This is a genomic window from Gymnodinialimonas mytili, from assembly GCF_037544085.1.
Taxonomy (GTDB): Bacteria; Pseudomonadota; Alphaproteobacteria; order Rhodobacterales; family Rhodobacteraceae; genus Gymnodinialimonas; species Gymnodinialimonas mytili.
Genome location: NZ_JBBIFW010000010.1, coordinates 38,913 through 61,478, shown reverse-complemented (window position 1 = coordinate 61,478; position 22,566 = coordinate 38,913). Strand labels below are relative to the sequence as shown.

Sequence of the window (22,566 nt, the reverse complement as noted above, 5' to 3'; positions counted from 1 at the left end):
CAGTTCGGACACGGTGGCGGTGGCGGTGGCGGCCCGGGAGAAGTCGACATCGCTGAGGCGCTCGACCCCGCCGGACAAGGCGAAAAACTGCGCCTTCAGGCCCGAAGTCAGGGGCTGATCGTCTGGATCCGATGCGCGGGCCGACCTAAGCACATCCGGATCGGTCGCCGTGGCTGCCAAGTCAGATTTCTCATCCTCTGGCGCTTCCTCGTCGTCATCGGCAGCGGATGCCGATAAATGCGATGTTGGCAGCGGCATATTCACAAGCGGTACGGCGCCATCTCTTGCTACCGAGATATCAACAGTGCTGTTGAGAATGTTGGTCGTCTCATCGTCTTCGGCGTCGATGTCGATGTGAGAGCCATTGACTGAACTGATCGCAGAGCTGGAGAGTAGGGCTGTATAGCGCTTCATTCTGATCTCCTAACCTGGGCATCATGACGCCAGGCAAAATTGTCCCTATACCGCGGAATAGTCCCGTTCCGCGGTACACCTTCTGTGTTAGCTTTCAGCTATTGTTTGTCTTTGCTGCTCGGGCTTGATCGCCTCAATTGGTATGCATGCAAAAACAATTAGAAATTGTTACTTCGGGGCAAGGCGTGTGGCTACACCGTGCTCATTTCATGACGTTGAACCATATGACCGCCACAATTCCTGCCTGCCATACGTCTCCTTATGAGTTACGCATCTAGGTATGGAATGTCTGGGATTATGGTCAACCACATGTCGAAGTAACCGGCAGAATCCCGCGTTTGGGTTGCGAGTTCTTGCCAGTTCTCGAAAAATCGCCGTTTTTCGAGAACCTGCCCCTAAAATTTCGCATTGACAGTTATGCGCGACCCAATTGTTGGGCAGGCTTCAACAGTCTGACCAAAGCGACGTCAAAGAGGGCAGAATCTAGCCGTACTGACGGTCGTAACCAGTGCCCTGATCGCTAGAGTGGCGATATTGGTTCAGGATTACGCCTAGAATATTGGTCTGTTCCGAGATCTCGCGCTCGCATGTATCGATCTGCGCAATGGTTGTGGCCTCGGCCTTGGCGACCAAAAGGGCACAATCGACTTCTTTGAGAAAAGCCCGGGTGTCATCGCTGACCAATAGCGGTGGCATGTCGTAGATCACGATGTCTGGGGCATATTCATTGTCGATGTGAGCCAGCGCCTCGCGGGTGCGTTGGTCGAGCAGAATAGATGTCGGGTCAGGAAACGGACGCTGTGCTGCCGATATGGCCACGTTTCCTCGAACACGATAGGCCTGTTCCGCGAAGCTTACCTTGCCGCTTAGCATTTCAGTCACACAGCGATCGGGGGTGTGTCCGATCGTTTTCGCGACATTGGGGCGTCGCAAGTCCAATTCCACCAACGCGGCCCTAATGCCCGCCTGTCGAGACAGGCCCAGGGCTAGGTTGCAGGCAATTGTCGTCTTGCCGCAGGAGGCGTGGGGTGATGTCACCGCCAGCCGCGTCCAGCCGTTCTTCTGCATCATCAATTGTACCTTGGTGCGCAAAATATCCAGCGGCGTTGCCTCGGCGCGCGCGTCCATGGCGACAATCCGGTTGTCGGACAGATGGTCGGGGTCTGGCTCGAAATTTGGGATAGCATCCCATAGCGCATCACGGCTGGGTGCGGAGAGACCGGCCTTTGAGCGCGGCGATGCCGTTTTTCGGTGCGGGGCAGGTGCATCGTCCGAGCGCTGTTCGCGGGCTTTGAGAAGGGCTTTTTGAAGTTTTTCCATCGTATTTTGGCCTGCCTTGGGGTCAGGTCAGACCCAAACGGTTGAGAACGCGAGACGTTAGAACATCAAGGGGCTGATAATAAGTATCAACCGCCCACAATGCGGCCGGGATCCCGATTACGATAATCACCAACGACGCGATCCGGATCAGTCGCCGGACCGTCCGCGTGGATGGGTTTTCGATATAAGGCACTGTGGCCAATGGAATGATGCCAAGATTGTTGGTGATTTCAACCGGCCGTCGGACCGAACGGTTAAGCAGTTCCAACATCATGAACAATGCGCCGGCCAAGCCGATCCCAAGCGCCGCTCCGGTCAGTGCAATTCGGGGCCGGTTTGGACTGGCTGGAGAATTCGGCACGGTTGCGGCTTCGATCAGCGAAATCCGTTGCCCGCGGGCGGTGTCTTCAATGCGGGCGCCTGTACTAGCCTGCGACAGGCGCTCAACAGCCAGATCGTATTGACTGCGCACATTGTCATAGTCACGTTGCAGGCTGTTGAGGGTAATGGCGTTCAACGGTGTGCGGCCGATAGCGTCGTCCAAGTCCGCCAATTCTGTTTCAAGCCCGGAAATTTCCTGGGTCAGGGCCTCGATCTGACTGTCAATCTGGGACAATTGCAAATCCAGTACACTTGGACCCTCAACCGCTTCACCGGTTGCTTCGGGTTGAAGATTTGCGGCTTGGGTGGCGATCTGTTCGGTCAGCACGTCGATCCTTCGCTGGATCAGCTGCACTTGTGGGCTTTGTGCGCTATAAATCGTCAGGGCTTGGGACATCTCACGTTCAAGGCCCTGCAATTCCCGCTCGTCTGCGGTTAGTGGAATAGCTTCCGACACTTCGACCTGACCGGTCCGCTCAAAAATCTGGATTAGGTTGCTCCGCTGCTCCATCAGATTATCCCGGTCTCGTTGCGCGCGCGTCAGCCTGTCGAGCAACAAGGCCTGGCGATTGATGCGGATCGTCTGTTCCGAGGGGAGGGCACTGGCATTTTCGGTCTGGAACTGGGTGATGCGGGCGCTTTGCAATTCCAGCTCGGTCGATAAGCGGTCAACTTCTTGCTCAAAGAAATTCAAGGTGTCTTGTGCAGCATCTGTACGGATTTCGACATTGGCACTGGTGATCCGCGTGACATAATCATTCACCACGTTGGCGGCGATGCGTCCGGTACGAGCTTCGAACCGGACAGTCACGATCAGCGGCTGGCCACGTCCCCCGCGGCTGCGGATATCCGTCTGCCGCCGCATGTTGCCGACGATCGTATCGGGCGACATGGATGAGTAATTCTCGAAAACATTCAGGTCATTGGCAATGTCGAGCATGTTGGCGCGGGTCATCAACTGGCGGCGAATGATCTCGATGCTTTCACCTGCATTATCGCGCACGATCGTATCGGCCAGCGCATCGGGAATTTGCGGAGGTTCTACCAAAAGCACGGCATTGGCTTGGTAAGTCACCGGCGCCCGCATCGCCATGATGACCCCCACGACGGAGCAGATGATGATGATGGCCATCATTGCCGGCAGGCGGCGCAGGATCAGATTCCAGTAAAATTTCAGATCGATATTCATTCAGCGGCATCCTCGCCCGGTTCGGGCGTGGCCAGGAAAATCCCGTCCCACAATACTTCGTTTACAATCGCTTCATCGACAATCTGCGCCTCGCCACTGACTGCGTAGACCATGGCAAAGTCACACAATTTATTGACCAATCGCGGCACGCCGCCGGATTTGGCATGGATCAGCGAGATGGCCGTTTCGGTAAATTCCTCACCCGTGCCGCCAGCATGGCGCAGGCGGTGCCGGATATAGTCTTCGGTGGTCTCCGCATCCATCGGGGGGATGTGATAGGTGGCACTGACGCGCTGCGCGAACTGGCGCAGTTCGGGGCGCAGGATCATTCGCCGCAATTCGGGCTGACCGATCAGGATCAGCTGCAGCAGCTCATCCTTGTTGGAATTGATGTTGGTCAGCATCCGAAGCTCTTCGAGCCCTTCGATCGACAGGTTCTGCGCTTCGTCGATGATCAGAACGACACGGCGCCCATCGCTATATTGCTCGATCAGGAAATCCTGCAGCAACTGGAACTTGGCTACATAGGCCACGTCCAGATCGCATTCGATATCCAGCGCGCCCAAGACCCAATGCAGCAGATCCCCGCGCCCCCCTTGAGCATTGGAGATCAACCCCACCAACACATCGTCATCCATGCTGGTCAGCAGTTTTTGCAACAATGTCGTCTTGCCCGCCCCGACCTCGCCGGTGACCACGGTGATCGGGGCCCGGCTCATCAGGCCGTATTCCAGGATCGAGAAGGCGCGCTTATGGGCGCGGGTCCACATCAGGAAGTCAGGATCCGGCAACAGCGTGAACGGCCGCTCGCGCAGCCCGAAATGCCGTGCAAAAAATTCAGAATCTGACATGGACGGTGATCCGGATCAAAAGCTCTACGCCCCTTTCCGAGCGTCTGCGGCCCGGCTTATCGGCAAGTATATAGATGCTCCGGCAGGCCATTGCACGGCAGAAATACGCCCCTTGCGCGGCGGCGCGGCCCCTGCATTGCGATTCGCTTTCAGGCCCTTGTCCGATCACGAAGTCGCAACAAACCCTTCGGTCTGTGTAAAATTGTTGTGCACAGGTGGACAGATATGCCCGTCTTTGCATCTGCAGGATGGACATCTGAGAATTTTTACGTAGGGTTAATCACACAAAATAGCCTGTTTTTGCTATGCATTTTAGAAGGATTGTGGCGGTGCGGGGAAACCTGCCTGACAAATTTCATGTAAATTTGTCATTTAAGCCGTTAAACAACGAGAGTGTTTAATTTAGGGGGACGATCACCCGGCAGAGCTATCAGCTCTGACCTGGCGCCCGACCCAGATAAGTGACTAGATCCAGCACCCATTCTTTTTGCCGGATCAAAATAGTGTCGGACCCGTATTTTCACGGGCAGGAGTTTGGATAATGACGTTTCATTCCACGCGTTTAGACGGATTTTCGTCGCAGGCGCACACCCCCGTTACATCGGCACAAGTAACCGCTGTCGTCCCCGCGCAGCCGGTGGATTACATGGACGAGTCGAAGATGTATCGCCGGGTGGTGAAGCGGGCCCTGGACATCACCTTGGTGATGCTGGCCCTGCCGCTGGTGTTGCCCCTGGTCGTGCTGATGGCGCTTGCGATCTTCCTGCAAGATGGCGGAAACCCATTCTATCTGCAGTCGCGCGTGGGCCGGAATGGCCGGGCATTCCGCATGTGGAAGCTGCGCACTATGGTTACCGACGCCGATACACGGCTGCAGGCTTACCTGCAGGCCAACCCTGATGCGCGGGCGGAATGGACCAAAGATCAGAAGCTCAAGCGTGATCCGCGGATCACCGGTCTGGGTCGTATCCTGCGCAAGTGCTCGCTCGATGAATTGCCGCAATTGTTGAACGTCCTGCTCGGCGACATGGCCCTGGTTGGCCCGCGCCCGATGATGCTGGACCAGCAAGACATGTATCACGGCAAAGCCTATTTCCGCCTGCGCCCCGGCGTGACGGGATTTTGGCAGATCTCGGATCGCAATGAGTGCCGGTTCCAGGATCGTGTGCGCTTTGACGAAGCCTATGATCGGTCGCTGTCGCTGATCACCGATGTGGCGGTGCTGTTCCGCACGGTTGCTGTCATCGTGCGCGGGACGGGCTACTGACCCACAGATCGCTGCGTCGGTCGTCGGGCCTGACATATCTGTGACACCAAATTCTTTTGCAGCTTGGGGGCCTGGGGGTGTAGATAGCACCGTGACCAGATGCCCCTTTCATTGCCTCTAGATTAGAGACGGACTTACATGTTTTCCCTTTCCCTCTTTCGCCCCGTTGCTGCCCTTGCCGTTGTCGCCGTACTTGCCGCATGCCAATCCTCGGAGGAACGCGCCGAGGGATATTATCAGAATGCGCTGCAACTGATCGCAGAGGGCGATACCGACCGCGCCATGGTCGAGTTCCGCAATGTCTTCCAGCATAATGGCCAACACCGTGAGGCGCGCCGCGATCTGGCTGAGTTGTTGCGGGCCGATGAACGGCTTCAAGAAGCCTATGGTCAGTATCTGCGTCTGGTTGAGCAATATCCCGATGACGTAGAAGGGCGGGTTGCGCTGGCTGAGATGGCGATCGGCTTTCAAAGCTGGGAAGACGCGTTTCGCCATGGCGATGAGGCTGTCGAATTGGCCCCCGATGACCCTCGGGTGGCGGTGATTGCGATCAATCTCGATTATGCCCGTGCGATCGAGAATGAGGATGAGCTGGCCCGGGCTGCCGCCTATGAACAGGCCCAGGCACTTGTGGCCGAGCATCCTGACGATCTGCTGTTGCGCCGGATACTCGTGGATGATGCGGTCCGCGCTGGCAATGCTGATCGCGCTTTGACCGAGGTAGATGCAGCGCTGGAACTCGCGCCCAATGATCGCGCGCTTTACAACACACGTCTGGGTCTTCTGGCACAGCTTGAACGCGCCGAAGATGTTGAGCTTCTGCTTCAAGACATGATCGCACGGTTCCCGGAAGACGAGGACCTGACCGCCACACTCCTGCGGTTCTATGTGTCGCGTGGCCAGATCGACGAAGTGGAAAGCTATCTGCGCGAGATCGTGACCACCAACGAAGATCCCGATCGTCGGCGCGATGCGCAGACGGCCTTGGTACAATTGTTGTTGCAGCAAGAGGGTACCGCCGCGGCTCTGACCGAGTTGGATACGATCATCGCCGCGGGCGAAAATGTCGAAGTCTTTGGCACATTGCGGGCCGGGATCTTGTTTGACACTGGGGACCGCGAAGAGGCCATCACCGAGATGGAAACGATTTTGGCCAGCATCCCTGAAGAAGAGCAGGCCACCGAACAGACGGGACGCATCCGTGTGGCGCTGGCGCAGATGTTGTTGCAATCGGGCAATCATGTCGGCGCACGTGCGCTGGTCGATGAAGTTCTGGCCGCCGATGAAGGTCAGGTCGATGCGTTGAAAATGCGGGCCGGGTGGTTGATCGATGAAGATGAAACGGCCGAGGCGATCGGCCTGTTGCGCCGTGCCATTGATGAAAACCCCCAGGATGCCGAAGCGCTGACCCTGATGGCCGTGGCCCATGATCGCAACGGCACCGCTGCATTGGCCAATGAATTCTTGGCCCTGGCTGTTGAGGCGTCCAACGCCGCGCCGGAGGAATCTATTCGATATGCCAACCGTTTGATGGCCAATGACTCGTTTCTGGCGGCGGAGGAGGTTCTGATCGACTCCCTGCGCCTGGCGCCCAATAACCTGACCCTGCTGAGCCATCTGGGTGAACTATATATTCGCATGGAAGATTGGTCCCGTGCTGAACAAGTGGAAGAGACGCTCAGACGCGTTGAAACCGAGCAGGCTGTCGCCATAGCAGACCGGTTGCAGGCCACACGCCTGGCGGTTCAGGGGCGGCTTGATGATGCGATTGCATTCCTGGAAGAGCTCGCGGCGGAAGGCGATGCGGATCTCGGCACCCAGGTGTCGGTGATCCGCGCCCGCCTGGCCAATGGTCAGGAAGAGCGTGCCTTGTCCCTGGCCGAAGCCATTGTCGAAGAGGCGCCTGACAATCTGACCGCCCGCTATGTGCTGGCCGCCACCCAGGCCGCGCTTGGCCAGTATGAAGATGCGGTCGGCAATTACCGGTTGATCCTGGAGACGCAGCCTCTGATCGAGCAGGTCTGGACCGATCTGGTGCGTGCGCTTTACGCCCAGGGAGATCTGGATGGCGCCGATGCGGCCCTGGCCGAAGGTCTGGAAACCCTGCCCGAGGGTCTGAGCCTGCTCTGGGCCCAGGCCAGTTTCATGGAACAGCGCGGTGAGCTTGCCGAGGCCATCGCGATCTATGAGATGATGTATGAACGGGCGCCCGGCTCACCGGTCGTGGCCAATAACCTCGCCAGCCTTCTGACGACCTATAACGATGACGCCGAAAGTCTGGAACGCGCCTATACGATCGCCCGCCGCCTGCGCGACAGCGACTTTGCCCCGTTCCAAGACACCTATGGCTGGATCGCCTATCGGCGCGGGGATTATGCCGAAGCGCTGGCCCATCTGGAGCCTGCCGCGGCCGAATTGACCGATGATCCCCTGGTACAGTTTCATCTGGCCATGACCTATGTCGCCCTGGACCGCCCGGAGGATGCATTGGAGCGATTCCGCGTGGCACTGGACTTGGCCGGACCCGACGATGACCGCGCGCAATTCGATACGGCCCGGTCGGAAATCACCCGTCTGGAAGCCGAAGCCACTGCAGAAACCACGGAATAGAGCCTAATCTGTGATACCCCGGCGACAAATGGCGGGAAATCGGGGCTGACCTGTGGACATCGCCCTTTCCCGTGCTGTCCTTAACGAGTCATATATCGCGCAGAGGCAAGAAACGGATTAAATCAATGAAACGGCTTCTTTTGGCCCTGGCGGGTCTTTTCTTGATGTCAGGCACCGTGGTGGCACAGCAAAGCTACCAGATCAGGCCGGGCGATGTGCTGTCGGTTGAGGTCCTGCAGGATCCCGCGCTGAACCGCGAAGTCCTGGTGCTTCCCGATGGCAGTTTCTCGTTTCCATTCGCCGGCACGCTTTTCGCCAATGGGCAGACAGTGGCACAGGTCCAACAGCGGATCGCATCGGGGATCGCCCCTAATTTCGCGGTCGAGCCGAATGTCTTCGTGACCGTTCGCCAGACGACCCCAGTGACACCGACGGTGCGCAGCGGGCCGACCGCACCGCCCACGATCGAAATCTACTTCCTGGGTGAAGTGAATAGTCCCGGTCTTATCGAGGTGGCGCCGGGGACGACAATTCTTCAGGGGCTGGCGCAGTCTGGCGGGTTCACAAGCTTTGCGGCCACACGTCGGTTGCAGCTGCGCCGCACCGATCCCCATACCGGCCAGCAATCCCTGACCGAGTTGAATTACCGCGCCCTTGAGCGTGGGGCACGGCTCTCTCGCGATATCCCATTGGCCGATGGAGATGTGATTTTGGTGCCTGAACGGGGCCTGTTTGAATAAAACCCGCGGGGCCTAGCGCAATGGCACACCCCAAAGCCAAGACCGAGGTTGCAAGCCGCAGCGGCGTCACGATGGCGTGTCTGACGACCGGCCTGTGTCTGGGCGTTGGGCTGGCTGCGGCCCAAACCACCGGGGAAGGGGGGGCGCTGTTCACCCTGGATCTGTCGAACGGCGCTTCGTTTGAAACCAATTCGTCCGGCGAAAACGAAACCGTGGCCCAGACCAATGTCACCCTTGGCCTGTCCAGCGTCACGCACCGGTCGCGCTTCGAGTTTTCGTTCGGAACTGGCTATGAAATCCGCGATGATGGAGAATCCGGGTTTACCGACCCCAATGTCAGCGGCGCCTTTGGCCTGTTCAGTCGCAGTTCGACCCTGGATCTGAGCTTTAGCCGGACGGAGACCGATATCGACGGTGACGTTATTATCGAGGATCCCGTCTTTGGACCGCTTCTGATTGAAGATGACGGATCCCGCGAACAAAGCCAGATTGCGCTGAACGTGGCCACCGGGATTGATGCGCCATTGGGATTTGAAGGCCGCCTGAGCCGAAATCAGGTCATCAATACAGGCACCTCCGATCCGGATCTCATCGACCGCACGACCCTGAGTTACGGCGGCACGATCCGCATGGACGTGCATCCGCGGATTTCCCTGCGGTTGAATGCGGATCGGACTGAAACCGAAGAAGAGGGGACGGATCCGACGGATCGGGAGATTACGCGTTATGGTGTCAATGCGGACATCATCGTTGATCCGCTCTGGCAGGCCCGTGCAGGTCTGTCTTTCGATGAGATCCGCACCGAGCAGACCGTGTTGGGGGTGACCACCGTTGAGGTGACCGACGGGATCGGAATTCAGCTCGGGGCGGAGCGGACATTTCGAAACGGTACCCTCGATTTGTCGTATTCCCGTGAGATTGAGCGCAACGGCGCCCGCGACACATTCCGGGTCACCCGGGCCTTGGATCTTCCGCAGGGCGCGGCTTTGTCCTGGTCCTTGGGCCTGGCCGCGTTTGAAAATGGCGATGTGTCACCGTTGAGTGCGGTGTCCTATACCCGGCCCACGCCGCGCGGCAATTTCTCGTTCGGCCTTTCACAGACCGGGTCGGTCAATGCCGATGACGACAACATCATCAATACGCGCCTCAATGCCGCCTATAATGCGGAAATCAACAGCCGCAGTTCTTGGTCGATTGATAGCGCATTGATCACCAATACAAGCGTCAGTGGCACCACTGGTGATGTGCAAAGACGCCAGTTCGGCCTGGGATATAATTATGCCCTGACCCAGGATTGGGATCTGTCCGCCCGGTTCAGTCACCGGGTCACCACACGGGACGATGCGGATGATACGCGGTCGAACCGTGTGTCGTTGAATCTTCAGCGCAGTTTCACCTTCCGTCCATGACGGCCGATGGCGCCTGACGCTCCAACCAACGAGACCCCGGGCGCGCCACAGCAGAGCCATGCCGTTCTGTGGATCCTGATAGCGATGTGCGTCTCGGTCGAATTCGCCTTGAGCGCCAGTGATTGGGGATGGATCGGCATCTCGCGCCTGCGCCAGACCGCCTATGAATGGGGGGGGTTCTGGCCAGGCCTGCTGCAGGGTTGGCAGCCTAATTTTACCGGCCAACCGATTGCGATGTTTGCCACCTATGGCTTCTTGCATGGCGGGTTGGAGCATCTGGTGGTCAATATGATCACGCTATGGTCGCTTGGGCGGGCTGTGCTGAACCGTGTTGGCCTGAAGGGATTTGTGGTGCTCTATTTCGGGGCGCTGATCGGGGGCGCCATCGGTTTCGGCATCTTGGTTGAATCCTTCCGCCCGATGGTCGGGGCGTCCGGCGCGCTTTTCGGATTGGCCGGAGGACTTTTGGCCTGGGATTATGTCGATCGCTATACGTTCCGCGACCGGCTCTGGCCCGTCGCGCGCCTGGTTCTGTTTCTGGTGGCGATGAATGTGGCGATGTGGTGGGCGCTGGACGGACAATTGGCCTGGGAAACCCATCTGGGCGGGTTTGTCGTGGGTTGGATCATGGCGCTTTTAATCGATCCACGGGGCCGAAGCCCCGCCGATTTGGATCAATAAGCCCCGCCGCCGCCTCGACATGTATCGATATTCAAGCAAGTGCCGGACGCACTGATGCTTTTCCTACGGCGTATTTCTTGCCATTGTGACGGCATGCAGACAGATCGCCGTGATGTCATTTTGGGATTGGGGGCCAGTTTGGCCCTGCCTTTGGCGACACCTGGGTATGCAGCGACGCCCATGGATGGGTTATACGCCTTGATCGCCCATATGCGCGCGGCGGCGCGTGTCTCTGTTTTGCACCATGACCCCCATTTGAGGGGCGCAGCCCAGACCCATATCGGGGCGCTGGCGCAGCAGGATAGGATAAACCATGTCGATTTGCAGGGCACCACTCCTGCAGAGCGTGGCCGTCAGGCAGGATATACCGGGCATGTCCTGGGCGAGCTTTTGGCTGTCGGCCCCGACGAGGATCCGCGGTCGGTTGTCTCTGCATGGCACGATCACGGACAGACCCGCGCTGTCCTGCTGGAGCCTGGCGCGCGCCATATCGGCCTGGCCCATACATGCGATGGGTTTGGGCAAAACCGGTGGAGCATCCTTTTGGGCGCCTAGGTGAGATCAGGTGCGGTCGTAGACATCCTCGTAACGCACGATGTCATCCTCTCCCAGATAGGCCCCGGTCTGCACCTCGATCAGATACATCGGCAAGCGCCCAGGATTGGCCATCCGGTGTTTGTGACCAAGTGGGATATAGACGCTTTCATTTTCGGTTACCAAGCGTACATCGTCGCCGATTGTCACTTCGGCTGTGCCCGCCACCACGATCCAATGTTCCGATCGGTGCATATGGCTTTGCAGCGACAGAACACCGCCGGGCTTGACCATGATCCGTTTCACCTGGAAGCGCCCGCTCAGGCATAGGGTTTCGTACCAGCCCCATGGGCGATGAAAGCGCGGATATTCATCGGCCTGGGCGATCTGGTTCTGGCGCAACGTATCGACCAGCGCTTTGACATCCTGGGCGCGGGATTTGTCGGCCAGCAGGACAGCATCGCGCATCGCCACCGCCACGACATTATCTACCCCCAGACCCACCAGCTGAACGCTTGGATCTTCGGCACGGAAATAGCTGTCTTGGCAGTCGATCAAGGTCACAGGCCCCTGGGCGGCATTGCCCTGATCATCGCGATCGGCCATTTGCCACAGCGCGTCCCATGCTCCCAAATCTGACCAATCACTCTCCAGAGCTATGGCAACCACATTATCCACATGCTCCATGATCGCGTAATCGAAAGAGATCTTTGGCACGCCTGCATAGGCCTCTGCCTGCAAGCGGAAGAACCCCAGATCCTCGGCGCCTCCGGAAATAGCCGCCCGACACGGGGCCATCATATCGGGGGCATGGGTTTCATAGGCTGCGATCAGATCGGCGACCCGGAATAGAAAGATCCCTGCATTCCACAGATACCCGCCCGTCGCCAGCATCTGCTCGGCGCTGGCCCGGTCCGGCTTCTCACGGAAGCTTTTCAGCGGCACCGCGGCCCCCTCCGGCGTATCTGCCTGTCTTCCCAATTCCAGATAGCCATAGCCGGTTTCGGGGCGGTCTGGCGCAACGCCGAAGGTTACAAACGCGCCCGTCTGGGCCGACGCCGCACCGCGGTCCACCGCCGCTAAAAAACCCGGAAGATCGCCGATTACGTGGTCTGAGGGTGCCACCAACATCATTGCGTCGGGATCCTCTTCCAGCATAAGGGCCGCGGTCAGGATCGCCGGGGCCGTGTCGCGCCCCTCGGGTTCAACGACCACGCGAGCATCTTCAATCCCCAGATCGGCGGCCTGTTCCTTGGCGAGAAACCGGAAATCGTGGCCGGTCACGATCAGGGGGGCCGCAAAGGTGCCTGTCGAGAACCGCATCAATGTCGACTGATAGAGACTGTGATCGCCTATCAGCGGTGCGAATTGTTTCGGGAACGCCTTGCGCGACACCGGCCATAGCCGTGTGCCCGACCCACCGCATAGGACCACAGGATAGATCATTCGGATCAGCCTCTCACTTCATGCCTGTCCGGGAAACCATATCATGCACAAGGCTGCAACCGTCATGGATGTGTCACGGCAGGCCAGCCTGCCTACGGGACGTCCTGCGCAATTTGCCCGGCTTAGTCCCGATCCGCCCGAAACCGGCAAGATCTTGTCCAGAGCTTGCCCGGAACTGAGTGTTGCGATTTGTCTGGAATGCGGCGTATCTAGGCCCTGTTTTACAATGCGCATTTGACCCTTCGTGGCTCACTTACCCGGTTAGGATCTTATCTTTGACGGCCAATGCTCCACCGAACCCCTCTGCGTCTGGCGCGCAGCCATCCGATCAGGATGTGGTCCTGGTGGTGGATCTGGATGGGACGTTGTGTCGGACCGACACATTACATGAGGCGGTGTTGGGTTTGGCTGCGGATCAGCCCGTGATGCTGGCCAAACTCCCCGGCTGGCTTTCTCAGGGCAAAGCGGCCATGAAAGATGCCATCGCCGCGCATTATGTCGTTCCCGGTGAGCATCTGCCCCTGAACCCCGATGTCATCGCCAAGGTTGAAGCTGCCCGCGCCGCAGGTCGGCGCACCGCGCTTGTCACCGCATCCGATCAGCGGCAAGCCGATCTGGTGGCAGATACGGTGGGTATGTTTGACGAAGTCCATGGCAGCCGGAATGGGCATAATCTGAAAGGGCCTGAAAAGGCGCAATTTCTGATCGATCGATACGGGGCAGGGGGCTTTGATTACATAGGCGATTCCCAGGCCGATCTGGCGGTGTGGAAACATGCCCGCAGGGCCGTGACCGTGCAGGCCAGCCCCGCCTTGCGTCGCGCCGCCGAGGCCGAGAATGCGCAGGTCGAACATATCGCTCCGCCCAAATCCCTGACGTCGCCGCTGCTGCGCGCCCTGCGCCCGCATCAATGGTCTAAGAACGTCCTTTTGTTTCTGCCGCTGCTGGCGTCCCATGATCTGGGCGCGTTTTGGGCTGTGCTGTTGGGCTTTCTTGCGTTCTGCTGCACCGCCTCGGCGGTTTATGTGATCAACGATCTGTTCGATCTGGCCGCCGACCGCGCGCATCCGCGTAAGCGCTTGCGCCCCTTCGCGGCAGGAGAGCTAACCGCGATGACCGGCCTGGCGATGGTGGGGGGGCTTTTGGCCTTGGCGCTGATCTTTGGCCTGGCCACGGGCAATCCCAGTTTCTTGGGGGTCCTGGCCGTTTATCTGGGTATCACCTTCGCGTATTCGCTGTCGCTCAAGCGCAAGTTGCTGGTCGATGTGCTGACCCTGGCGGCCCTTTACACTATTCGCATCGTTGCTGGAGGGGTGGCGGCGTCTTTGGTTCTGTCGCCTTGGCTGCTTGGCTTTTCGATGTTCCTGTTTTTGGGCCTGGCGGCGGTGAAGCGGCAGGCGGAACTGATGGATCAGCTCGTCACCGGGCGCGAAAGCTCCGGCCGGGCCTATCAGGTCGAGGATTTGCCGATCCTGCGTGGTCTGGCCCTTTCGTCGGGGATGGCGGCGGTTCTGGTTCTCGCGCTTTATATCGCCTCCGATGACGTGCAATTGCTTTACGACTGGCCCGAAGTGCTCTGGCTGGTTTGTCCAATCGTACTCTATTGGGTGTTGCGGATGGTGATGACGACCCATCGTGGCCACATGACCGATGACCCGATCGTCTTCGCTGCAAAAGACCGCACCAGCCAGTTGACCATCGTATTGGCGGTGGTGACCGTGTTGGTCGCGGCCTTCGCCTGAGGGGGCTTTGCCATGACCCGCAAGCGCCCCGTTATCGGCCTGATCCTGTTGGCGCTGCTGTTTGGGCTGGTATACCGGATCTATCCCATTGCCACGGGTATGCCGGATCTGGCCGAGGCCTTCATCACCGAGGATGGCTACCTGATGCTGACGGTGGCGCGCAACATGGCCATCGGCCTGGGTATGACCGTGTCCGAGGGCACGATCCCCACCAATGGCGTCCAGCCCATGGCGACGTTTCTGTTCACGCTGCCCTATCTGGCAACCGGGGGGGACCGGGTGGCAGGTCTTGTGGGCATCCATCTGATCTTGGCGGCGATCTCGGTGGGCGGCCTGTTTGCCGTCCGCGCCTTCGCGGCCCGGATGTTGCGTGACCAGGATGCTGGAGCGCTTCTGCCATGGCTGGTGGCGGCCTTGTGGTTTTTGGGGCCAGTTCTGTTGCGCCATTCGATGAATGCGCTTGAAACCGGGTTGATCACCTTGGTGACAGTGGCGGTTCTACTGCAATTCGGACGGGTGATCGGGCAGGGGGCCCAGGCGCGCCCTCTGGATCGGTTGGGCCTGGGCCTGCTTTGCGGTTTGGTCTTTCTGGCCCGGATCGATGCTGCGATCCTGGTGGTGGCGATCTTCGCGGTCTGGGCGCTCGATATCCTGATCCGTCAGCGCCAGGGCTTTGGCACCGTGCTGGCTTGGCTGTTTCCCGCGGGTCTTCTCAGCCTGGCGGTTGCGGCCCCATGGCTGTTGAACAACTATCTGGGGTTCGGATCGATCATGCCCTCCAGCGGGCCGGCGCAATCGCTGAATGCAGAATTTGCCAGTCATGCTGAGCTGATCCCGGCCAAGATCTTCGAATATCTCTTCCCGATGGTGCCGGTGCCGCGCCCCTTCGAGCGCCAGATGGTGATGATGGTGATCTTTGGGGCGGTGTCTGTCCTGATCCTGTTGATCTTCCTGGTGCAGGTGTTGCGGAAGGGCGATCCGGTGGTGCGCGCGGTGGTGGCGGCTTATACGCTCCACGCCTTGGCCTTGGTAGCCTATTACGGCCTGTTCTTCGGGGCGCCGCATTTCCTCAGCCGGTATCTGGCCCCCCTGGCGCCGCTATTGATCGTGGCGGCGGTTTGGGTGGCGTTGGATCTGGGGCGTTTGACGATGCGCGCCCGGCCACGGCTATTGGCGCTGCTTTACGGTTGGGGAGGGGTCGCGCTGTCGGCGGCGCTGTTGATCCGGCTGCTTCTGCCTGGCGCGCCGCCCCAGGGCCATGAACAGGTCATCGCGTGGGTGCAAGATAACGTCCCGCCCGAAATATGGATCGGCGCGGTGCAGACCGGGACGCTCGGCTATTGGCATGACCGCACCATCAATCTCGACGGAAAGGTCAATCCCGAGGCCCTGGCTGCGCGGCAGAATGAAGGCCACGTCTTGGCCTATATCACCGATAGCGAGATCGACTATGTTGTGGATTGGGCGGGGCTTGGCACTTGGTTGACCCGACCCGAGGGGCAGCCCTATTTCGCGGAAGCCTTCGAGATTGTCGTGGATGACCGCGCGGCCAATCTGGCCGTGTTGCGCCGCCGCGGTTCGCAACATGGCGATTAAGGTGACCTCCGGCACGACAATTGATTATGTTTTCCCAGTCCCATAGAACCCGCAGAGGTGAGGGGTGACGTCGATAAAGGGTGACCCAGTGTCCGTTCAGCTCTCAGTTGTGATCCCGTGCTATAACGAGATAGAAGGGATCGCCGCCCTTCGCGAGCGGGTGACCGCCGCTTGCGAGGCCCATGCCCGGGGGGCATGGGAGGTCATCTTGATCGATGATGGCTCTAAGGATGGCACCACTCAGGCAATCCGCGAGATCGCCGCCGATGATCCACGCTATGGCGGGCTGATCCTGTCGCGCAATTACGGCCATCAGATCGCTCTGACCGCAGGGCTGCATTACGCGCAGGGCGACCGTATCTTGATCCTGGATGCCGATTTGCAGGATCCGCCGGAATTGCTGGGAGATATGATGGCGCTGATGGATAATGGGGCCGATGTCGTCTATGGCAAGCGGCTTAGCCGCGCCGGAGAGACAGCGTTTAAAACTGCGTCGGCGGCCTTGTTCTACCGCTTCCTCAACCGCCTCTCCGAGGTGCCGATCCCCGAAGATACCGGGGATTTTCGCCTGATGAGCCGCCGTGCGCTGGATGTGTTGAATGCGATGCCCGAACAGCATCGGTTTATCCGCGGCATGGTCAGCTGGATCGGCTATCGTCAGGTGCCGCTCGAATATCACCGCGACGAACGCTTTGCCGGTGAAACCAAATACCCGTTACGCAAGATGCTGCGTCTGACCGTTGATGCGCTGACCAGCTTTTCCATCGTGCCGCTGCGCCTGGCCTCTTGGGTGGGGATGATCACGGCTGCGTTGTCGGTGCCGCTCTTGATCTATGTGATCATCAGTTGGCTGGCGGGGGGCACGGTGCAGGGCTGGGTATCGCTGACGGGCATTGTGGTTCTGTTCGGGGGCATCCAACTGATCGTTGTGGGGATCATCGGCGAATATGTCGGGCGCATGTATATGCAATCCAAGAACCGGCCGTTGTTCCTGGTGGACAGTTTCGAACGCCAGGGCGGCGTGGCGGCGCAGCCGATATCCGATCCGGCGGTGGCGTCCCAAGCCCGTTCCAATTCGAGCCGTCATGCGTGACACGATCCGCCAGGCGATTTCCTTCGGGCTTGTGGGCGTGCTGAACACCGCGATTGGCTTCGGCACCATCGTGTTGGCACAAACCGTTTTCGGCCTGCCCCCGGTTGTGTCCAATATCCTGGGCTATGCGGCGGGGCTGACCAATTCGTTCTTCATGAACCGGGCCATTACCTTCCGCGGGGCCTCCCGTGACCTTGCCGCGGCGATCCGGTTTTTGGTGGCCTTTGCCATTGCCTATGGAGCCAATCTAGCCGTGTTGCTGGGGCTTTTGAGCGTGGCGCCGGAGGCGGCACTGGCGTGGCAGGCAGTGGCGATGATTGTCTATACCGGGGTCTTTTTCGTGTTGTCGAAATTCTATGTCTTTCGGGTGGCGCCATGAGCCATGGCCAAGATCCGTCCATGTTGCGTCCTTGGGCTATCCCGCCTGTATTGGCATGGGGCTTTGCGGCCCTCTGTGCCGCTTTGGCCGCCGCCTATATGGGGCGGACCTTTATGGGCAATCTGGCGCCCAAGGATTTCAGTTATTTCTGGATTGCCGGGCAAATCTGGCTGGAGGGGGGCAATCCCTATCTGTCCAGCTTCAGCGATATCGGCAACGACCTGGCCGCCACCACGCCTGGCATGGAGGGGTTGGGTGGGTTCCACCGTTGGCTTTATGCGCCTCATATCTGGGGGCTGAGCACCGGGATCGGCATCATGGATTACACGCCCGCGCGGATTTTATGGGGGGTGGGCAGCACCATAGCGATCCTTTGGGGCACATATCTGGGCCTGGCGGCGGTGCAACGCCCGGATGAGCCGACATTCTGGGTAGGATATGGTGCACTCAGCCTGCTGGCGGCAGTGACGATTGGCACGGCCACCTCGATTTCCACGGGGCAATTGTCGCCCCTGATTTACACCGCCGCCGCCGCCTTCGCCTATGGCGTATTGCGGAGCCGGGGATGGGTTGTCGGGATCGCGTTGATCGTTCTGACCTTGAAGCCCAGCTTTGCGCTGCCCTTCGTGGCCTTTGCATTGGCTGCGCGTCCGTTACGCCTGCCCACCCTAAATGCGGCCGGGATCGCGCTTGTTCTGTCTTTGCCGGTTTTTCTTAGCACGCCGCTTTCCGAATTGGTGGCGGGATATCTGGATGGGCTGGGGGCCTATGGTACCTATGGCGCGAATATCCCGCCTTCTCTGACCGGGGCGACGAACCTGCTCCATGCGGGGCTGAGGCTAGAGCTGTCGGGGCTGGTCTATGGGGGGCTGGCCGGTCTGGTGGGGGTGGCACTTGGCCTGTTGGCGGGGCAGGGGGATGTGCGGGCGCGTTTGGCGGTGCTGTTGGCGGCGACGCTGCTGCTGGTGCCGCTGCATCTCTATGATCTGACGTTATTGGTGCTGCTGGTGCCGCTTATGTCGGGGGTCATCTGGAAAGTGGCGGCGGTACTGGCCAATCTGGCGATGTTACGGGTCAATCGGATATCCGACATCATAGGAATGACCGATACCGCCAGTGGTTTTCCGGGCAGTTTCCTGGCCTCGCTTATTCTGCTGCTGGTTCTGATAGGGGCGTTGATGTACTGGGGCTTCTCACGTCGCGCAGATCCAAATGGAAAGGCCCAAGCTCGTTGAAGCGTAGGCAAATTTTTTGTTCGGATTGATCAGCCGACCCGAGTGGTCTGGCTGGATCGTCACTGCATGACTGGGCGTTGACAACCATCGGCCCATGATGCCTGCACTCGCTGTCCTCAATCCCCCAAGCGCAGGAATCTGCTGTAAAACCAGATCATTATAAGCGCGAATTGACTCTCACCTGGTCTTGGGGCAGTGCGATTATGCTGGCCGACATGGTCCTAAAAACGGGTTTTTTCAATGCGCATAACAATGATCGGCACGGGCTATGTGGGCCTGGTTTCTGGGGTGTGTTTTTCGGACTTTGGCCATGACGTGATCTGCGTCGACAAAGATCCGCGTAAGATCGAGATGCTGCAGGCAGGCGAGGTGCCGATCTACGAACCGGGCCTCGATACGCTGATGGCCAAGAATGTCGAAGCCGGGCGGTTGAGCTTTACCACCGATCTCAAGGCCGCCGTCGATGGCGCCGAGGCGGTCTTCATCGCCGTGGGCACGCCCACGCGGCGCGGCGATGGCCATGCGGATCTGACCTATGTGATGGCTGCTGCCGAAGAGGTCGCCAAGGCCATGACCGGCTATGCGGTGATCGTGACGAAATCCACCGTTCCCGTGGGCACGAACCAGCAGGTGGCCGATGTGGTGGCCAAGGCCAACCCCGCTGCCGAGTTCGATGTCGCCTCAAACCCTGAATTCCTGCGCGAAGGCGCCGCAATCGATGATTTCATGCGGCCGGACCGCGTGGTTGTGGGTGTGCAGAGCGAGCGTGCGGCCGAGGTGATGGCCGATATCTACCGGCCCCTGTTCCTGCGCGATTTCCCGATCATCACCACCGATCTGGAAAGCGCCGAGATGATCAAATACGCCGCCAATGCGTTTCTGGCGACAAAAATCACCTTCATCAACGAAATCGCCGCGCTGTGCGAACGCACCGGCGCCGATGTGAAAGAAGTGTCCAAGGGCATTGGTCTGGATGGCCGGATTGGCAACAAATTTCTCCATGCCGGGCCGGGCTATGGCGGGTCATGCTTCCCGAAAGATACCAGCGCCTTGGCCCGGATCGGCCAGGATTATGCGGTGCCCCAGAACATCGTCGAAGCGGTGATGCGGGTGAATGAAGGCGTGAAGACTCGCATGGTCGAAAAGCTGCGCGACCTGTGTGAGGGTTCGTTCAACGGCAAGACGGTCGCGGTGCTTGGTGTGACGTTCAAACCCAATACCGATGATATGCGTGATGCGCCGTCGCTGACGATTGTGCCCGCACTGGTGGGCGGCGGGGCCAAGGTGCGTGTGGTCGACCCGCAAGGGCGGCGTGAGGGCGAGGATCTGCTGCCCGGTGTGACCTGGCATGAAGATCCGTATGACGCGGTGCGCGAAGCTGATCTGGTGGTGATCCTAACCGAATGGAACGAGTTCCGCGCCCTGGATCTGGTGCGCCTGCGTCAATCGATGCGCAGTGCCAAAATGGCGGATCTGCGCAACGTCTATTCCCCCGCCGATGCTAAAAAAGCGGGCTTTGTCGCCTATGAGGGTGTCGGGCGAAAATAGGGTTTCATTTCCGTGATGGTCGAGAGGTGCAAGCGGTCTTGAGCCTCGACGGTGTGCATTTGGATTTCCGGGCCGACAAAATGCGGCTCGACCTCACCTGGCGGGCTTGGATGGAGATCTGCCCGTCTTTCTATCGCGTCGATCTTCACCACGCACCGCTGAGCGATATCCGGGACATGGCCCTCCCGATCTCGCGTCTGCACGGTTTGGAAGAGGGGAGCTGAAGTGGTGATTTAGGGGTGTTTTTCGCTCAGCGTCCATACCATACGCCCCATTACTTGCCCGACAGCGCCTTAGTCTTGATCATCAAACACGGCACCAATGAGGAGGTTTCGCAGTGCACCCTTTGAGAGAGTTCCTGCTTCAGATCGGGGCCCACCTGCAGTCAGACGCCATGACCCACCGCGTGATGGGCCATCTACCTTGGGGAGCCGAGATGGTTGAATATGTCGATCTTCGGCCCGCCGTTCGAATTGATCCGCCCGCATCGCCGGCCCAAATCGCTGGACTTGAGCGCGACGTTCCCCTGCCTGCATCCGTTCGGGAAGTATTGTCCGAGGTGTCCGCCTATATCGAAATCCGAATGAAGGTCGCGCCGCTCGGCCAGTATTCCGATATGGGGTGGGATGGCGTGAATGTTGGCCTCTGCGCACCTATGCGTGATCGATCAAACAGATCGAGGTATTGCCATTGAGGCCTCCGCCGTACCAGTTGGTCATCCTCCAACAAAACTCTCAATTGCCGTTCGCCAAGACCCCGAAAGCAGCTCAATCGCCACTGCGTCACGATCAAGGCATCTAACTTGTGCTGAGGTAGACGAGGTAAGTATGGCTACCCAAAGGGCTATGAACGCGACGGAACTCTTAGTCATATTTACTGACCCATAATATTAATTATGTTAAAAAATCATAATTGGTAGGCACTTTTCGTATCTTACTGACCCCGGAGCGCGCTACCGGTGGTGGTTCCATCTCAGAGAAAACGGTAGCCTCATTGATCGCGATGGTGCGAATGTGGCGTCCTTCGTAGACTGGAGAAGGCGATCTGTGCAGATGATGGTTTTCGCTCTGGTTCCAGTGCCAAAGAATCAGGTCTGGAGCCTGTTGGAGGAATGCAACCCGACGCCCCCGTCAGATCTCAGGTAAGCGGATGATCGGAGGAAAGTGGCATTTTTTGCCTGAAATTTACGCAAAAATACGGCCAAAATCGGTACAAAACCGTGGCAACTTCTTAAGTATCTGTTAATATTTACGAAGAGCTCCCCGTTTTGCGGGTGTTTTTTAATTGTGTTTTGAAGGGTAGTATCATGAACAAGATCCTTTCTTCTATGTCAGCAGCGGCTATTGCACTGGTTGGATTTTCCGCAACAGCTTCCGCTACTGTCATTGATTTTACGTCGGCGGCTGTGCCGATCCTGTCTACGGCAGATTATGTTGTGACCGGCACCCCGGTGAACCCGGGCACTTCTGGTGATCTTCCGCCATTTAGCCCGCTGCCATATACCGATGGCACCGTTCTGGCCGGTTTGAACGACGGCCTGGGTGTGCGGAACTCGGAAATCGGTCAATTCGGCGAATTTCAGAGCATCACCGTGACCTTCCTGAACGGTCCTGTACGCTTGGTTTCGGCTTACCTGCTTGACCTTTATGTATGCGCCTCCGACCTGGCAATCGGCAGCTGCGATGCAGGTGAGGCCGAGCATGTTACCGTGACGTCCGATTATGGTGGGTCTGCAGATACGTTCGGCACTGAAATCGCTGGCGAGACCGGCGGTGACGGCGTGAACGACATCCCTGGCACATTCGATGAGCCTGGCCGTGGCCTTCTCGTTGCGGACCTGGTTGGTGAATCGTTCACATTCACCGTTGGGACAAGCAACGATAACTTCGGTGTTCCGGATGCGGCTCTGGCAGCCATCCGTATTGCACCGGTCCCGCTGCCTGCAAGCGCCTTGCTGCTGCTGGCTGGCGTAGGGGGTCTGGCGGCCATGCGTCGCCGTAACGCTGCATAAGCGACAGATCATATCGTTATGAAAAGGGCTGGCCCATGGGTCAGCCCTTTTCTATTGGGCCTCTGCTTCAATGGTGAGAGCCCCTTTGCAAGCCAAAATGAACCGCGTAAGTCGAGCATG

Annotated in this window: 20 protein-coding genes; 15 read left to right on the top strand and 5 right to left on the bottom strand. The window is 58.9% G+C overall.

What is annotated here, in order from left to right:
* The 4 genes from V8J82_RS23550 to V8J82_RS23535 all read right to left on the bottom strand — a co-directional run.
* A partial coding sequence (locus V8J82_RS23550) for a hypothetical protein (RefSeq protein ID WP_339979561.1) occupies positions 1–414 on the bottom strand: 414 nt, incomplete at its 3' end.
* Positions 415–897: 483 nt separating this feature from the next.
* Positions 898–1,734 (bottom strand): CpsD/CapB family tyrosine-protein kinase, encoded by an 837-nt coding sequence (locus V8J82_RS23545; protein ID WP_339979559.1) that lies wholly within the window; start codon positions 1,732–1,734, stop codon positions 898–900.
* Between the two features lie 22 nt (positions 1,735–1,756).
* The gene (locus V8J82_RS23540) at positions 1,757–3,304 is read right to left on the bottom strand and encodes a GumC family protein (RefSeq protein WP_339979557.1); all 1,548 of its coding nucleotides are present in this window, start codon (positions 3,302–3,304) and stop codon (positions 1,757–1,759) included.
* Positions 3,301–4,155, bottom strand: a complete 855-nt coding sequence (locus V8J82_RS23535; RefSeq protein WP_339979555.1) for an ExeA family protein — start codon at positions 4,153–4,155, stop codon at positions 3,301–3,303. Before V8J82_RS23535 ends, V8J82_RS23540 begins: the two co-directional genes overlap by 4 nt.
* Positions 4,156–4,696: 541 nt before the next feature.
* Here V8J82_RS23535 and V8J82_RS23530 point away from each other — a divergent pair.
* From V8J82_RS23530 to V8J82_RS23505, 6 genes are all read left to right on the top strand, one after another.
* On the top strand, positions 4,697–5,422 hold the full coding sequence (locus V8J82_RS23530; protein ID WP_339979552.1) for a sugar transferase: 726 nt from the start codon (positions 4,697–4,699) through the stop codon (positions 5,420–5,422).
* Between the two features lie 138 nt (positions 5,423–5,560).
* Positions 5,561–8,032, top strand: coding sequence for a tetratricopeptide repeat protein (locus V8J82_RS23525; protein ID WP_339979550.1), 2,472 nt, complete (start codon positions 5,561–5,563; stop codon positions 8,030–8,032).
* 125 nt (positions 8,033–8,157) lie between these two features.
* Positions 8,158–8,772, top strand: coding sequence for a polysaccharide biosynthesis/export family protein (locus V8J82_RS23520; protein ID WP_339979548.1), 615 nt, complete (start codon positions 8,158–8,160; stop codon positions 8,770–8,772).
* A gap of 20 nt (positions 8,773–8,792) precedes the next feature.
* Positions 8,793–10,181, top strand: coding sequence for a hypothetical protein (locus V8J82_RS23515; protein WP_339979545.1), 1,389 nt, complete (start codon positions 8,793–8,795; stop codon positions 10,179–10,181).
* 6 nt (positions 10,182–10,187) lie between these two features.
* Complete coding sequence (locus V8J82_RS23510; RefSeq protein WP_339979542.1) at positions 10,188–10,862, top strand: rhomboid family intramembrane serine protease; 675 nt, start codon at positions 10,188–10,190, stop codon at positions 10,860–10,862.
* 180 nt (positions 10,863–11,042) lie between these two features.
* On the top strand, positions 11,043–11,417 hold the full coding sequence (locus V8J82_RS23505) for a CAP domain-containing protein (RefSeq protein WP_339979537.1): 375 nt from the start codon (positions 11,043–11,045) through the stop codon (positions 11,415–11,417).
* A 6-nt stretch (positions 11,418–11,423) separates the two neighbouring features.
* Here V8J82_RS23505 and V8J82_RS23500 read toward each other — a convergent pair whose 3' ends face one another.
* The gene (locus tag V8J82_RS23500; protein ID WP_339979535.1) at positions 11,424–12,842 is read right to left on the bottom strand and encodes a mannose-1-phosphate guanylyltransferase/mannose-6-phosphate isomerase; all 1,419 of its coding nucleotides are present in this window, start codon (positions 12,840–12,842) and stop codon (positions 11,424–11,426) included.
* A 275-nt stretch (positions 12,843–13,117) separates the two neighbouring features.
* Between V8J82_RS23500 and V8J82_RS23495 the strand changes: the two genes are divergently transcribed.
* The 9 genes from V8J82_RS23495 (at position 13,118) to V8J82_RS23455 (ending at position 22,446) form a co-directional block, all read left to right on the top strand.
* The gene (locus V8J82_RS23495) at positions 13,118–14,584 is read left to right on the top strand and encodes a UbiA family prenyltransferase (protein ID WP_339979532.1); all 1,467 of its coding nucleotides are present in this window, start codon (positions 13,118–13,120) and stop codon (positions 14,582–14,584) included.
* Between the two features lie 12 nt (positions 14,585–14,596).
* Positions 14,597–16,180, top strand: coding sequence for a DUF8728 domain-containing protein (locus tag V8J82_RS23490; RefSeq protein WP_339979530.1), 1,584 nt, complete (start codon positions 14,597–14,599; stop codon positions 16,178–16,180).
* 88 nt (positions 16,181–16,268) lie between these two features.
* A complete protein-coding gene (locus tag V8J82_RS23485; protein WP_339979528.1) occupies positions 16,269–17,273 on the top strand; it encodes a glycosyltransferase family 2 protein in 1,005 nt (334 codons plus the stop codon).
* Positions 17,266–17,652, top strand: a complete 387-nt coding sequence (locus V8J82_RS23480) for a GtrA family protein (protein WP_339979526.1) — start codon at positions 17,266–17,268, stop codon at positions 17,650–17,652. The genes V8J82_RS23485 and V8J82_RS23480 overlap by 8 nt, the downstream gene beginning before the upstream one ends.
* Positions 17,649–18,887, top strand: a complete 1,239-nt coding sequence (locus V8J82_RS23475; RefSeq protein WP_339979524.1) for a glycosyltransferase family 87 protein — start codon at positions 17,649–17,651, stop codon at positions 18,885–18,887. The genes V8J82_RS23480 and V8J82_RS23475 overlap by 4 nt, the downstream gene beginning before the upstream one ends.
* Positions 18,888–19,127: 240 nt before the next feature.
* Positions 19,128–20,435 (top strand): UDP-glucose dehydrogenase family protein, encoded by a 1,308-nt coding sequence (locus tag V8J82_RS23470; protein ID WP_339979522.1) that lies wholly within the window; start codon positions 19,128–19,130, stop codon positions 20,433–20,435.
* Positions 20,436–20,473: 38 nt separating this feature from the next.
* A complete protein-coding gene (locus V8J82_RS23465) occupies positions 20,474–20,659 on the top strand; it encodes a hypothetical protein (protein WP_339979520.1) in 186 nt (61 codons plus the stop codon).
* Between the two features lie 113 nt (positions 20,660–20,772).
* On the top strand, positions 20,773–21,129 hold the full coding sequence (locus V8J82_RS23460; RefSeq protein WP_339979517.1) for a hypothetical protein: 357 nt from the start codon (positions 20,773–20,775) through the stop codon (positions 21,127–21,129).
* Positions 21,130–21,741: 612 nt separating this feature from the next.
* Positions 21,742–22,446 (top strand): VPLPA-CTERM sorting domain-containing protein, encoded by a 705-nt coding sequence (locus V8J82_RS23455; protein ID WP_339979514.1) that lies wholly within the window; start codon positions 21,742–21,744, stop codon positions 22,444–22,446.
* Positions 22,447–22,566 lie beyond the last annotated feature (120 nt).